This window comes from Allobosea sp. GW823-FHT01F03 (assembly GCF_058798075.1).
Genome location: NZ_CM179505.1, coordinates 998,679 through 1,012,254 on the forward strand (window position 1 = coordinate 998,679; position 13,576 = coordinate 1,012,254).

At 62.5% G+C, this 13,576-nt stretch carries 11 protein-coding genes; 5 read left to right on the top strand and 6 right to left on the bottom strand.

Translation table 11 applies throughout. The annotated features are described in order from the left end of the window. Positions 1-2 precede the first annotated feature (2 nt). The gene (locus AC3RCC_RS04580) at positions 3-755 is read left to right on the top strand and encodes a hypothetical protein (protein ID WP_492257737.1); all 753 of its coding nucleotides are present in this window, start codon (positions 3-5) and stop codon (positions 753-755) included. 160 nt (positions 756-915) lie between these two features. Here AC3RCC_RS04580 and AC3RCC_RS04585 read toward each other — a convergent pair whose 3' ends face one another. From AC3RCC_RS04585 to AC3RCC_RS04605, 5 genes are read right to left on the bottom strand one after another with little or no spacing between them, the layout of a single operon-like run. Then, positions 916-1,947 carry a DUF1214 domain-containing protein gene (locus tag AC3RCC_RS04585; RefSeq protein WP_492257738.1) on the bottom strand — a complete coding sequence of 344 codons (1,032 nt, stop codon included), beginning with the start codon at positions 1,945-1,947 and terminating at the stop codon, positions 916-918. Between the two features lie 17 nt (positions 1,948-1,964). Further along, the gene (locus tag AC3RCC_RS04590; protein WP_492257739.1) at positions 1,965-3,401 is read right to left on the bottom strand and encodes a DUF1254 domain-containing protein; all 1,437 of its coding nucleotides are present in this window, start codon (positions 3,399-3,401) and stop codon (positions 1,965-1,967) included. 32 nt (positions 3,402-3,433) lie between these two features. Next, on the bottom strand, positions 3,434-4,375 hold the full coding sequence (locus tag AC3RCC_RS04595) for an HlyD family secretion protein (protein ID WP_492257740.1): 942 nt from the start codon (positions 4,373-4,375) through the stop codon (positions 3,434-3,436). Then, positions 4,372-4,623, bottom strand: a complete 252-nt coding sequence (locus AC3RCC_RS04600) for a DUF3302 domain-containing protein (RefSeq protein WP_492257741.1) — start codon at positions 4,621-4,623, stop codon at positions 4,372-4,374. Before AC3RCC_RS04600 ends, AC3RCC_RS04595 begins: the two co-directional genes overlap by 4 nt. 19 nt (positions 4,624-4,642) lie before the next feature. Further along, complete coding sequence (locus AC3RCC_RS04605) at positions 4,643-5,398, bottom strand: hypothetical protein (RefSeq protein ID WP_492257742.1); 756 nt, start codon at positions 5,396-5,398, stop codon at positions 4,643-4,645. A 752-nt stretch (positions 5,399-6,150) separates the two neighbouring features. Here AC3RCC_RS04605 and AC3RCC_RS04610 point away from each other — a divergent pair. Together AC3RCC_RS04610 and AC3RCC_RS04615 are read left to right on the top strand one after the other, a co-directional pair. Continuing rightward, entirely contained in the window at positions 6,151-6,840 is a 690-nt protein-coding gene (locus AC3RCC_RS04610; RefSeq protein WP_492257743.1) for a Crp/Fnr family transcriptional regulator, read from the top strand. Positions 6,841-6,912: 72 nt separating this feature from the next. Then, complete coding sequence (locus tag AC3RCC_RS04615) at positions 6,913-8,130, top strand: MFS transporter (RefSeq protein WP_492257744.1); 1,218 nt, start codon at positions 6,913-6,915, stop codon at positions 8,128-8,130. 738 nt (positions 8,131-8,868) lie between these two features. Here the strand turns inward: AC3RCC_RS04615 and AC3RCC_RS04620 are convergent. Beyond that, positions 8,869-9,558 carry a Crp/Fnr family transcriptional regulator gene (locus AC3RCC_RS04620; RefSeq protein WP_492257745.1) on the bottom strand — a complete coding sequence of 230 codons (690 nt, stop codon included), beginning with the start codon at positions 9,556-9,558 and terminating at the stop codon, positions 8,869-8,871. 348 nt (positions 9,559-9,906) lie between these two features. Between AC3RCC_RS04620 and AC3RCC_RS04625 the strand changes: the two genes are divergently transcribed. Beyond that, complete coding sequence (locus AC3RCC_RS04625) at positions 9,907-11,169, top strand: DUF1254 domain-containing protein (RefSeq protein WP_492257746.1); 1,263 nt, start codon at positions 9,907-9,909, stop codon at positions 11,167-11,169. A 64-nt stretch (positions 11,170-11,233) separates the two neighbouring features. Next, positions 11,234-12,628 carry a DUF1254 domain-containing protein gene (locus AC3RCC_RS04630; RefSeq protein WP_492257747.1) on the top strand — a complete coding sequence of 465 codons (1,395 nt, stop codon included), beginning with the start codon at positions 11,234-11,236 and terminating at the stop codon, positions 12,626-12,628. The last annotated feature ends 948 nt before the right edge of the window (positions 12,629-13,576 follow it).

Here is a 13,576-nt window from a genome sequence, read left to right on the forward strand (position 1 = left end):
CCATGGCTGGTCCGATCGAGCCACCCTCCAAGAGCTTCACCAGCCAGAAGCTCGACCTCCAGAAGCGCATGTGCGCCGACCGTCGCGTGACTGATGGGCAGTACCGCATGTTCACGAGGGTTCTGGCCAACATGAACGAGGGAACCGGCATCGCCATCATCAGCGATGAGGCGATCATAGCCGAGGTGGCCAGTTGTGGCAGTCAGTCGACCTGCAAAGCCAATCGGAAAAAGCTCGCGGAGCTTGGGTATTGGACCGTAAAGCCGGGCTCCGGAGCGTCGACCAGCGAATACAAGGTCGATCTTAAGGCCGGCATGGCCCTGATGGCCGGACTGGAGGAGCAGCGCCGGCAGCGCATCAGCCGGCGCCGGCAGAAGCACAGCGACTGGCGAGCCAGGAAGCGTGCAGACCGTCATGGGGATGTCGGTCTACCAGACGGTGCAGACCGTCATGTGTATGACGGTGCAGACCGTCATGGGGATGTCGGGCAGACCGTCATGCAGGACCCCCCGTACACCCTATATACACCCTCAACAGAAACACCCTCATATAGGGCTACCGAGGAATCCAGATATCTCCAGGGGGCAGAGGACAATCTTCTGATCCCAAAGAGTGTCCTTTCGCTACTCGGTGGTGGTGATGTTGCCGAGGGTCTGGCATGCATCTGCGCATCGAGGGCCGCGGCGGCCGAGCCGGAGGTCGGCGGCGCGGGCAAGAGCGCGGCGCCCGCGAGCCGCTGCTCCTTCTTCAGATAGCCTGCCGGGACCCCGGGAGCGAGCTCGGGCACGCCATCTCGCATCTGGGCTGCAGCATGCGAAGCTCCGCCGCACAGGACGCCGACAGCGCAGAGCAGACGGAAGAATGACCGCGTCGAGGCCGGGGAGGAAGAACGGGGATCAGGCATCGAAATGCGACCTACTTCGCCGCGGCAACCGGAAACGCCCAGCTGCCGCTCAAGATCTCTGCACGGGGCCGGTACAGACGGATCATGTAGTTCCAACCGTTGGTGATCGGCAGGCAATTGGCTATCTTGCCGTCGCACCCACCGAACTGGATATCGAAGCTGCCGTCGGCGCTCTTCCTCGCGGTGATATTGTTGAGCGAGTAGGCGTTGAGCTCATTCGGGGTGAAGAAGCCTTCCGCGTTGTAGACCGTGACGGACCAGAAGCCGTCGACCGGCACCGTCGCCGGCACCTTCAGACCATAGGCGGTCTTGCCGTCGTTCTTCTCCGGGAAAACATTGAGATAGGTGGCCTCCTTCTCGGGATTGCCGCCCCAGCCAGAGGCCGCCCCCAGCAGGAAGCGCACCGGATCGACTTCCGCTCGGGTGCCGAACATCCGGTTCTTGTCAGGCAGCGTATCGCTGAGAGCGATCAGCAAATCGCGGACCTTCTTCTGACTGGCCTGATCCCAGGTCGGTACCTCGAACTTGCCCGGGCCGCCCGGTTGCTCCACCTTGATCGCGTCCTGCGCAGCGTGAGCCTGCGTCATGTCCTGCTTGTCCGCCGGGTTGGCCAGCGTGCGGAATGCCACGGCGACATAGCGCGTGCCGATGGCGTCGCGCGTCAACTTGTAGGCGCCTGGTTTATAGGCGACCTGGTGCGTGTACTGGTCCTCGTCGAACACCTGCATCGAGACGAAGCGATCGCCGGCATCGGGGATCGTGATCGTGACCGGCCCGGCATCGAGGTCGAATACCCCGGACGAATAGAGCGTGTCTCGGTTGAGGCGGATAATCGTCTGCTTGTCGAGCGGCGCGGGTTCGCGGGTGTGATCGAACTTGCCGAAGCCCCCGTTCCTGACGATGCCTCCGAAGTAGAGATCAGATTCGGCACGAGCAAAATTCTCGACCGTCACGGGGTTTGCCTTGGACTCGGGCGCCTGGCCTCGAGCGATGCTGACGGCCGAGAGGACGATCGCAGCGGAAAGGGCAAGCGTCTTTCGCATGATTGTTTCCTTTATCGTCAGTTCGCGCGGACCAGCGGCGGCTGTTTCCAGCTTTGCGCGAGCGCTTCCGGCTTGGGCCAGTAAAGCCGCAGGATCGCCCAGAACGACCCAGGCGGCACAGGAAGCCAATTGGCCTCGAGATCAGGCCCGGGAGATTCGTGCTGGAGATAGAGCGTCACCATCCCATCCGGGTCCTTCTTCAGCGAAGGCAGCATGGGCGAGTTGATCAGGTATCGGTTCAGCCGGTTCGCAAACAGCAGGCTCTGCGGCAGTTCGTAGACGGTGAGCGACCAGAAGGCGTTGACAGGCAGGTCCTTCGTGGGGTCGATCCGCATCGTGTAGCGGCCATTCTTGCCGTCGAACGGCTTGGCTGCGGAGTCTGTGTAGTAGACGGGATAGAGCGCCTCTTCCTTCGAATTTCCGTAGATGCCCAGCGCGGCCCCCGCCATCCGGGACATATAGTCGTTCTTCATGAAAGCGCGGGTGCCGAAGCCCTCTGCCGGCGCGCGCTTGCCGGTGTCGAGTTCAGCGGCCTTGAAGGCGGCGAACGCCTTCCAGGCATCGGCCATGCCGTCCTCTAGAGCCTTGCGCCGTTCAGGCGTGAGTTTGGCGATATCCAGCGCCTTGCCCGCTCCGACGCCGATGCGTGCGAAGCGTCGGCGCAAGTCGCGCTCGGAAGGGTGCGTCGGGCAGAAGCGCAGGATGAAGTTCAGGATCTGGAAGAACTCGGCCGAGTTGCGCTGCTGCTCGGGTGACAGCGGCTTTGGAAAGTCGATGGCGGGAGCTGCATTCGGCGCCGGCTTGCCGAGGAATTGCGAGAGCGGTTGCACCTTGTAGCCCGCCTGGATCGCCTTGACCTTCTCGATGTCGGCCGCCTCGAAGAGTTGGGTTCGATAGAGCACGAAGGCGAAATCTGTTTCGCAGCGGATCACGCTCTTCACGCCCGCAGGCTTGCGCCCCTTCCAGCTCGGCCCGGCCAGCAGGAAGCTGCCGGCCTCGTTACCGGTGGCGCGGCTGCCGACATAGGCGAAGTTGAAGGTGTACTGGTCGATGAATTGCAGCGAGTAGTAGCGCCCGGTATCCACCGCGGGAACGGAGATCACCAGCGGCTCCGCACGCAGGTCGGCGCCGATATAGGAATAGGGCGTGTCCGAGTTCGGCGTCTGGATCGCCTTGTCTTCGGGCGTGTAGACGCGCGCCGTGTTGGCGATCACGTTCCAAGGCGCCTTGAACTCCGGGCCGCCGCGATCCGCGAAATACGAGTACTGGATGCGGTAGTTGTCGACGAGCGGGAAGCCCCAGATCGCCGCCTCTTTCGCGATCGCGCGCAACGTCTCGGCTTCGGCCGCTGCGGCCCCCGACGGGCTTGCGGTCGGGCCGAGCAAGCTCCCCGCACCGATGCCCGCGACCGACGCGAGCAGAGCCCGTCTGTTGATGTAAACGGTGCTTGCCATGATGTTATTCTCCCAGCCGAGGTCCGGACGGCTCAGAACGGATTGACGTAGTTGACGATCGCGATCTGCCGGAGGATCACACGGCGGATCAGGTGAGCGGGCTTGACCCGCTCGGTGAGGATCGCGGCATCGCCGACGGCCCCTGCGGGAAGCGCGTCGGCAAAGCCCGCGTCATCGAGCTTGACCCGGACGACGAAAGGCGCTGCGACGACGGCGCGGGGCGCGATCGCGCTCCCCGAAGCCTGGGCCTGACCGGTCGCGATCGCCTGCAGGACGCTCTCGACCCGCCCGGTCACAACGACGCCAGGCCGTGGCTTGAACGTCAGCTCGACGGGCTGTCCCGGTTTCACATAGCGAACGGCATTTTGATCGATCGAGACGCCGATCATGGTCCTCGATGTGTCGATGAAGGCCATCACCGGGGCGAGTGGCAGGCTGGCCACCCGTGCCCCCTTCCGCAGGGCGACATTCGTCACATAGCCATCGGCCGGTGCGCGGACGGTCGTCTTGTCGAGGTTCCATTGCGCGGCCTCGATCTGTGCGCGCAACTGGCCGACCTCCGTCTCGCGCTGCTCGACATCGAAGCTCCTGCCGGTGCCGCGGCTCTGGAGCTGGTTCATCTGTTCGAGTCGCAATTCGGCGAAGGTCAGCTGGGCCTTGAGCGCCTTGACGCTGGCCTCGAACGGCACCGGGTCGATCCTGAACAGGACATCTCCCTCCTTGAGCGGCTGGTTCGCCTCGACGGGAACGTCGATCACCTCGCCCGCGACGGACGGCACGATGGCCACAGAGTTGCGCACGACGAGCGCCGCGCCCTGGGGAGCGCCCCAGTTCATCGGGATGAAGAGGCCGATGAGCAGGAGCAGCAGAACGAGGACCGGCGAGACCTTCCAGAACAGGTTGAAGCGCACGATCCCAAGCTTCACCAGCAGGAAGAGCAGGACGAGATAGACGTTGAGGAGGACGATGATCATCGCACGGCCTCCGCATCACCGGCCGGCCGCAACGGCACGTCGACATATGCCCAGATCAGCACCACGGGCCACAGCACGAAGCCGAGGAAAAGCGTAACCCAGCCGCCAACGGAGACGGCGGTGGCCCAGGGGTGCCCGCGCCGCCGCGCGATCAGGCCGGGAAGCATTGCAAGCAGGACCACGACGGTGATCGAGCTGAGCAGCAGCACGACCAGGACGAGCCAGGCGAAGATATCGAGCATGGACATGATCGTCTCCGGAGCCCCGTCAGAACCGGTAGGTCGCGGCCAGAATCGGGCCGTGCATGGTCGTGTCGTAGAGGAAGCGCCCCTTGCGGTAGTCGACATGCAGGGCGCGATAACCGGCGTGGAACAGCCAGTTCTCATTCCACTGGTAGTTCACGGTGCCGAGCGCCTGCCAGGTCAGCCGGGAGCCCACATCAAAGCCTCCGATATCCCCGATCAAGGTCACGCTCCATGGCCCGCCCAGGCGAGCGATCAATCGGGCGGCCAGCACCGGATCGAGCCAGTTCTCCGCCTCGGAATGCTCGATGGCCAGGTTCAACGCGCCGGGGCCGATCGTCAGGCGGTTGTCGAGATTCCAGAAGCGCAGCCCTGCACCGAGATCGACGTCGATGCTGGCGTCGCTGTAGAGCCGATACAGGGCAGTGGCCTGCAATGTGAGCGTCTGCGAGCGCAGCTTCACGCTGGAAAAGTACGGCCCAGGCAGCGTCGCCCCCGACGTCACCTGGCTGAGCATGGCGTCGGCGATGAAGCCCCAATTGCCGACCCGCATTTCGGCGACGCCCATCAGCCCGCCGTTGAAGTCCTTCAGGATGTCACCGAAGCTGAGGTCGACCTTGGCGGCGGGCAGCGGCGGCAGCGTCGAGGCGCGCCCCTGCAAAGCCGAGGCCCAGCCATAGCCGGTGAAAGAGAAGCTCGGAGCGACGACCGGGGCGAATGAGGACGGGGCTTTTGCAGCAGGCGCGAGATCCGCGGCGGCTGCCGGCAGGCTGCAGGCCAAGATCGCTGAGACGGCGAGAATCCGCTTCATGAATTCCTGCTCTTCATATGGCTTGGAAGGACCTTGCAGCAGCGCCCGGTGACGAGCTTATTTCGGGCAGACATCCCAGAACCCCTTCGTCCGATCGGCGTCGGTATAGTACCAGCAGTAACCGGATGCCGGCGGGGAGCCGGCCCAGCTCGCGGCGGCGGCAGCGGAGACGAAACCGATGGCTGCGCCGGTTGCGACCGCCATGCCCGGGCGCCACCAATAGGATGCCGGCCTGACCCATCGGACGGGAGGAGGCAGCGGGCGCACGGCCGGCCGCGGCGGGCGGACCGGGCGTGTCGTCACGACGCTACGCCCGGCTGCGACACCACCACGCGGCCCCCGAACCACGCCCGAGCGAACCGCCGCCGCGGCGGGCATCACTAGTCCCGGATCATGGATGGGCATTCCGATCGGCATGGCAGAAGCCGGCATCGCTGCCAGAAAGGCGAAGACAGTCAAGGCGCCAGCCATTAGCAGATCGGGCTCTCGACGCGTCGGACTTTCCGGCATGGCCATGGCCTCTCCCTCGATTGTTCCGAGACTTCGTGGCCAACGGCCACGGTCTACCCTCACACAGCTGCAATACGCCCCGTTCGTTCTGCTCAATGAGCGCGGTAAGCTATGGTAGCACCAAGAAAAACGGGGGCTGCGCAATCTTCGCGCTAGTGTAGACGCCCCAAAATCCGTATTTGTCCGAAATCGGACAATACCGGGGCTTTTTTATGCGGCAGATCAGTCGGGTTGAAGCTGATACGATCATGGGCGAGCGTGGCTGGCTGCCGTTGTTACCAAAAACCTTTCAAACCGCGGTACTGCAGCGCTCGATCTTGCAGCAATTTGCCCCAGGCGAGACCGTGTTTCGCCTCGATGATCCCGCGGGAGGGGTCTACGGGCTTGTGGCGGGGACCGTCAGCATCAGCCTTGCCCCAGCGGGTGCGACGCCGCGCCTGATCCTCTTGGGAGCTCCCGGCTATTGGACTGGCGAAGGCTGCTTTCTCACGCGACAGCCACGCCGCGGCGAGCTGAGGGCGCTGGTCGAAACGACCATGCTGCATCTTCCCCTCGATGCGCTGGATCAGTTGGCCGCGCGCGATCCGGCGGTGGTGCACCATGTCGCGGTCATGCTGATGATGAACGTCGAATTCCTGTTTCGCGTAATCCACGATCTCCAGAAGCCCGAGGCGGATCGCAGGATCGCTTCAGTGCTTCAGCGCACGACCTGGATCGGAGAGGCGCCGATCCCGCTGACCCAGAGCGAGATCGGTGTCATGGCGAACGCCTCGCGCAAACAGGTCAACGCCGCCATCAAGCGCTTCTCCGAGGCTGGGTGGCTCAGCAACACCTACCGCTCGATCACCATCACCAACCCCGGAGCGCTCCGCCGCTTCGCGGAAGGAGACGGCTCCGATTGATCGCGTCTCCCGCCTGCGGCGCCGGCCAACGGGGCGCCGCGGTCGCTCTAGGTTGTCGATTTCGAGGATACCATGCCGTCATCCCGACATAGCCTGGCGCAGGTCGCGTTGTTTCTCGCGCTCATGGCCAATGCCGCAGGCCAATCCTTTCTGCTCGTCGTGCTGCCACCGCTCGGACGCCGCCTCGGCTTCACGGACATACAGACGGGAGCGATCCTTTCCGCCTCCGCGCTCCTGCTGATGATCGCGGCGCCAGTCTGGGGATATCTGAGCGAGCGCATCGGGCGCCGTCCGGTCATCATGGTCGCGCTCGCCGGCGCGACACTCGCACCCTTGGCGTTCGGCTTCATCGTCGGATTCCGGCTGGGCGGGACGATAAGCGCCGTTCTGGCGCTCGGCCTGTTCATCGCGGCGCGATCGGCGCAGACGCTGCTATCCGGGGGGCTCCTCCCTGCATCCCAGGCCTATGTCGCCGACATCACCGCGCCGGAGTCGCGCGCAGGTGGCATGGGCATCCTCGGCGCAGCCTACGGGCTGGGGGCGATCATCGGGTCAGCTCTTGCGTGGCGTATTGGAGGCGGCGACGCGGCGCTCGCCTTCCTGCTCGTCTCGGGTCTTGCTGGCTTGGCGCTAACGAGCGTGACGCTACTCGCTTCGGAGCCGCGGCACCACGATCCGAGGGCTGTTGTTCCGGCTACTGGCCTCAACCTATCTCAAATCTGGCCATTCTTCGCCATCACGCTCGTTTCCATATCCGCCCACAGCATCGTGCAGCAGACCGTGGCGCTACGCCTGCAAGATGCGTTCGGCTTCACTTCGGACGCCTCTATCGCCAAGGCGGGGCTGGCGCTAATGGGGACCGCCCTGGCGATGATCATCGTGCAGGGAGTGGTTTTGCGCATGCTTGCCTTGAAGCCGGAGACGCTGCTTCGCGCAGGTGCGCTGCTGGCGGTCGTGGCCCTGCTGCTGGCTGCATTCGCGCGAAGCTATACCGAGCTGTTCGGCGCGCTCGTTCTGCTCGGCGCTGCGCTCGGGTTGATGCTGCCCGGCAACCTTGCTTCGCTCAGCCTGCGGGCGGGAGTGGATGCCCAGGGAAAGGCTGCGGGCTTCAATGTCGTTGGTCAGGGAATGGGCCTAGCGATAGGTCCGCTTGCCGGGGCGGCCCTACATCAGATATCGCCGCAAATCCCGTTTCTCGCTGCGGCGCTACTTCTCATAGTCGCCCTCGCTCTGGCAGCCGGCGCTTCGCGAATGCGCTCAGATCCGACCGTTGGCGAAATTGTTCGGTGACAAGAAGCACGCTGATCATTGAGCTTGGCGTGCAAGCGCCCATGTCGTGCCGAAGGTGATCGAGGACATGCTCAAGGATCACCAGCTCCAGGTCTGGGACAACCGGATCTGATTCAAGGATCCAGCTGCGGCTTGAAACGGACGCAGTTGGGCCACGTCGTGCAATTGTCGGCCGGCCGCCGGCCAAATGCGCCACCGGACTAAGCCGCTCTCGCGGCAGTGCGCTGCGGCGCGTTCATCGCTGAGATTTCGCATGTGATGCGCTGCGTCCAAGGATTTCGGAGTTTCCCTGATCCTTGGAGGTTACGATGACCGATCCCGTCGCCGTTAGTCCGCTGCGCCAGCGGATGATCGAGGACATGACCACCCTGGTGACGCACTGCCGGTCTCGGCCAGAGAGCCGGCGATCCTGTTCGGCCCGATGGCGGAAACAGAGATCGTGGCGGTCACGGATCGATCGCGCACGCAGCCAAATGCGGGCTCGCTGGTATGTCGGTCGGAACATCGAGCCGCCGCCCCGCGCCTCGCACAATCCCGCAGACCACGCCGCGCGGCGAAATCCCCATAGCCCACGGCCCCGGGCCGCGGCTTCCTCCCCTGGAGGCTTTCGGACGCCGGCCCTTAGCCCGGCCGAACCCGCCCGCACGGGCCGGCATCCGAAACCCTTCACACCACGTCGCCCGGAACCAGACATTCCAGAAAGGTAAGCTCCGGACCCAGTCGCGACTAGGCGTGCGGTCAATCGCTGCCGTCTCCTTCGGCGAAGCTACTCAGCGCTCCAGGGTCGGTTATGGTGATGGAGCGATAGGTTTTCGCCACCCATCCTGCTTCAACGAAACGTTTGAGTGCCGCGTTAACCTGCTTGCGTGAGGCGTTGGCCATGACGCCCACCTCACTCCGCGTCAACGGGATCGGGACATCCCCAATCCAGGTCGTGCGCTGAAGAACGGAGGCAATCCGGCGGTCCGCCTGGGGCTTCTGCAAATCGTGGATCACTCGAAAAAGGAACTCGACATTCATCATCAATATCAGCGCGACGTGGTGAACCATGTCCGGCCCCCGGGAAGCCATCTGAAGCATAGCGTCCAGGGGCAGATGCAGCATCGTCGTCTCCACGACGGCCCTGAGTTCGCCGCGACGCGGCTTTCGTGTGAGGAAGCAAGCTTCGCCCGTCCATCGACCGGGAACGCCGAGAAGGATTAGGCGAGGCGTCGAGCCGGCCGGTGCAATGCTTACGCTGACAGTGCCAGTTACGAGCCCGTAGATTCCGCCTGCAGGGTCTCCGAGGTGAAATACGGCTTCGCCAGGCGCAAAGCGAAGCAGGATCGAGTGCCGCAGCACCTCCGTGCGGACCGCCTCCGGCAATAGAGGAAGCCAGCCGCGCTCGCTCATGACACGCTCGGCTTCGGCCCTGCTGATCTGCGTCATAAAAATATCCGACTTTGTCCCCTTTGGGACAAATACGACGCTTCGGACAGATATGCTAAGATCTACGCAGATACAATCTTGACGCACTTTGCGTTACGGGTGTTGATTTCGTCGCAATGGGCGAAATTAATAATATTAGTTGAGTCTTAAAATCATAATTGCAATGGCAGGTCAGACGATGCTTCGGTGTATAATGACAAACACTACCCAGAAGGCGCTGATCGCTTTAGGGATCTTGGCTAGTCTTCAGGGGGGGCTAGTGCTCAGATCTCGCCGCCGAACCTGACGGCAGATGAAACCTACGCCATCGCACGGGAAGCCTATCTCTACGCCTATCCGATCGTCAGTATGGACGTGACGATGCGGCAGGCGACCAACGTGCCGGATACGGCCACGATCAACATGCGTGCGCCGGTCAATCAGTTCGCGCACGCGCGGGCTTACCCGAAGGCCGAAGATAAGGATGTCGTCCGCTTCAACTTCGATACGCTCTACTCCTTCGCGTGGCTCGACCTCGCCGGGGAGCCGATCATCCTTTCAGTACCGGACACGGCAGGGCGCTATTATCTCTTGCCAATGCTGGACATGTGGACCGACGTATTTTCCGTCATTGGTAGCCGCACCACCGGCGTCAAGGCCGGCAACTACGCGATCGTTGCGCCCAGCTGGAGCGGGTCGCTCCCGGACGGCGTAGTCAAGATCGTCGCACCGACACAAAACATTTGGATCATCGGCCGCACGAAAACGGATGGACCGGCCGACTATGCCAATGTCCATAAGGTGCAGGACGGCTACAAGCTGACGCCGCTGTCCCAATGGGGCAAGGCCTATGTCCCACCAAAGGGTGCGGCGACTGACGCTTCAATCGACAACAAGACGCCCCCGCTCATTCAGGTCGACAATCTCGACGGCGTCACCATGCTGACGCGACTGGCGGATCTGCTGAGCAAATATCCTCCACATCCCAACGACTATCCGGTCCTGTTCCGTCTGCGAGCACTCGGCGTCGAGCCTGGCAAGCCGCTCGATCCCTCCAAGATTGATCCCCAAACAGCATCCATCATCAACAAGGCGGCCAAGGAAACGCTGAATGGTCTTCAGGCCGCCTGGGAGAGAAGTGGAAAGGTGGTCAATGGCTGGACGCTACAGAACGACAACATCGGAACCTATGGCACGTCCTACTTGAAGCGTACCCTCGTGGCCAAAGGCGGCCTCGGAGCCAATCTGCCTGAGGATGCAGTGTACCCGACTGCGGTGTTCGACGGCGACGGCAAGCTGCTATCCGGCGAGCACAAGTATGTTCTCCATTTTGAGAAGGGCAAGTTGCCCCCAGCCAACGCGTTCTGGTCGATCACTATGTACGACATGGATGGCTTCCAGGTGCCGAACTCCATCAACCGCTTCGCGGTCGGCAGCTACGACAAGTTCGCGTTCAACTCCGATGGCTCGCTCGACATCCATATCCAGTCAAGTTCCCCCGGCAAGGAAAAGGAGGCGAATTGGCTGCCTGCGCCCAAAGGCCAGTTCCAGCCCAGCATGCGCATCTATTCGCCGCGAGCGGAGGTGCTCGACAGCTCCTGGGCGCCACCACCCTTCAAGAAGCTGAATTGATCGGGCGCTCGAGGCGGCGAATCTCCTAAATTCGCCTCTTTGGCCCATCGCAATGGAGATAGTCGTGAAGAGCGGTCTTTTTTCGGCAGTGAGCATAGGAATGATGTTGTGGGGGGCTGGCGCATCGGCTCAACCGGCGGTGACGATCGACGAGGCTCGGGAGATCGCCCGCGAAGCCTTCATCTATGCCTACCCGCTCGTTCTTTCGGAAATCACGCAACTGGTTGGGAAAAACGTAGCGGAACCCAGAGGCACCAGCGCGCCGCTCAATCAGTTCGGCCACATGCGGGAGTTCCCTGATCCGTCCTTCACGATCGTCGTCCGGCCGAACGCAGACACTTTGTATTCGTCGCTGGGCTACGACGTCTCCGCCGAGCCATTGGTTATCACCGTCCCCGCTTCCGGGGATCGCTATTATCTGCTGCCCTTCCTGGACATGTGGAGCGATATCTTCACGGTGCCCGGTACCCGCACGAACGGCAACGTAGAGCAGACATTCGCGATTGTTGGCCCAGCGTGGAAAGGAGGTCTGCCGGCTGGGGTCAAGGAGTACAGGAGCCCGACCGGCCGGGGGTTGTTGATCGGACGCACCCAGACGAACGGCAAGGCAGACTATGAAGCCGTTCGCAAGTTCCAGGACGGCATGAAAGCCGTACCGCTCAGCGCGTACGGTAAGCCGTACACGCTGCCCAAGGGTACCGTGAATCCGAACCAGGACATGAGTGCGCCGCCCGACCAGATCGATAAGATGGACGCCGCGACCTTTTTTGGCCTGTTCGCCGAGGCGCTGAAGATAAACCCGCCTCATGCCAACGACTATCCGATCGTCGACCGGCTCAGGAGGATCGGCATTGAAGCTGGCAAGAGCTTCGCGCTCGCCGCAGTTCCGAAGGACGTACAGGACGCGATAAATGCCGCTCCGGCGCAAGCGATTCCTCAGATCAAGGATGCCTGGAGCAAAGGTGGCACGCTCGCAAATGGCTGGCGGACCAATATGACGGCCATCGGCACATACGGAACCGACTATCTGCATCGTGCTGGCGTCGCCTACGGCGGCTATGGCGCGAATGTTATCGAGGACGCGATCTATCCGACAGCTTTCGCTGACGCCGAAGGCAAGCCGTTTAGTGGCGATAAGCGCTACGTCTTGCACTTCCCCAAAGGCCAGACTCCGCCAGCCCGTGCCTTCTGGTCGTTGACCATGTACGACGAACGCCAGCTCTTCACCGCCAATCCGATCGAACGCTACGCGATCGGAGATCGCGATAGGCTGACCTTCAACGCCGACGGTTCGCTCGATCTCCTCATTCAGAGCGATTCCCCCGGCAAGGATAAGGAAGCGAATTGGTTGCCGGCGCCCAAGAGTGGAACGTTCTCGATGAACTTGCGTCTCTACTGGCCCAAGGCCGAGGCCACCAATGGAACCTGGGTGCCGCCACCGGTTAAGCGGCTCGATTAGGCCCGGAGCATATTAGCAGTAGCGGGCGTCCGACGGACGCCCGCTACTGAGCGCGATCAGGGGCTGCTCTCAGTTGATCAATTCCATGGCGCCATTCGCACGACAATCGAGCTGTTTTCTTTCCACCGCCGTATAGCCCGGCAGCGATCACGTACAACGTCGGAGAAGGGTCGCTCCTGTCCGCTGGGAGACTGCCAACTTGACCGCCCGAAGCGGACATCCCCAATGTCAGGAAGGGGCCAAGATGGGCTCTTCTGCCGCAAGATCGACTCGTAGACCGGCGTGGCATCCGCGCATCGTTAATCACGGAATACGCGACGCGCTCGGTGATCGCGTGTCGGAGAAGACGAAGTGGGTAAAGGTCAGGGCCAGATCGAGGGCACTTGGCCGAGTAAGCAGGACGGCTACGAGGGCAACGGATTGCGAAATCTTGTCAGCCCGTCACGAACGAGGGTGGAGCAAGCGCTTCTCATCCCGCTGGCCCGCGGTTCTGAGCGCTCTTCCTTACGACCGCACGGTTCGCCCTGCGGGCTTTTCCATGCCATCTGTTGTCGCTTGCGATACCGCAAGAAATTTATAAAAATCATGCGTTTCTGCAAAATTCAATTGACGCCTTCGCCCAAATGATTCAGAAACATCTCCACAAGGCGAATCGTCTCCTCCCGGATGTACGGAGTTGAGACGCCGCCCCAGCGAAGCCCGGCCCTTGTGGTCGGGCTTTTGCGTTGCGGGCCCATCGGACCTCGGTACAGGCTTGGCGTACGGGATAAGCATCCGCCAAATCTCAGGGTTAAGGCGCAGATCGTGCGCCATCTCTCGGCATTGTTCTTCAGTGTCAGTGTCCATGTGGACCTCCAGTTTCTTTCTAGAGGGGAGGTGCCGCCACCCGGCGCGCTTCAGGAACTGTTCCTGATGCCCCGATAAAAGCGCGGCAGGCCAAGCCTCACG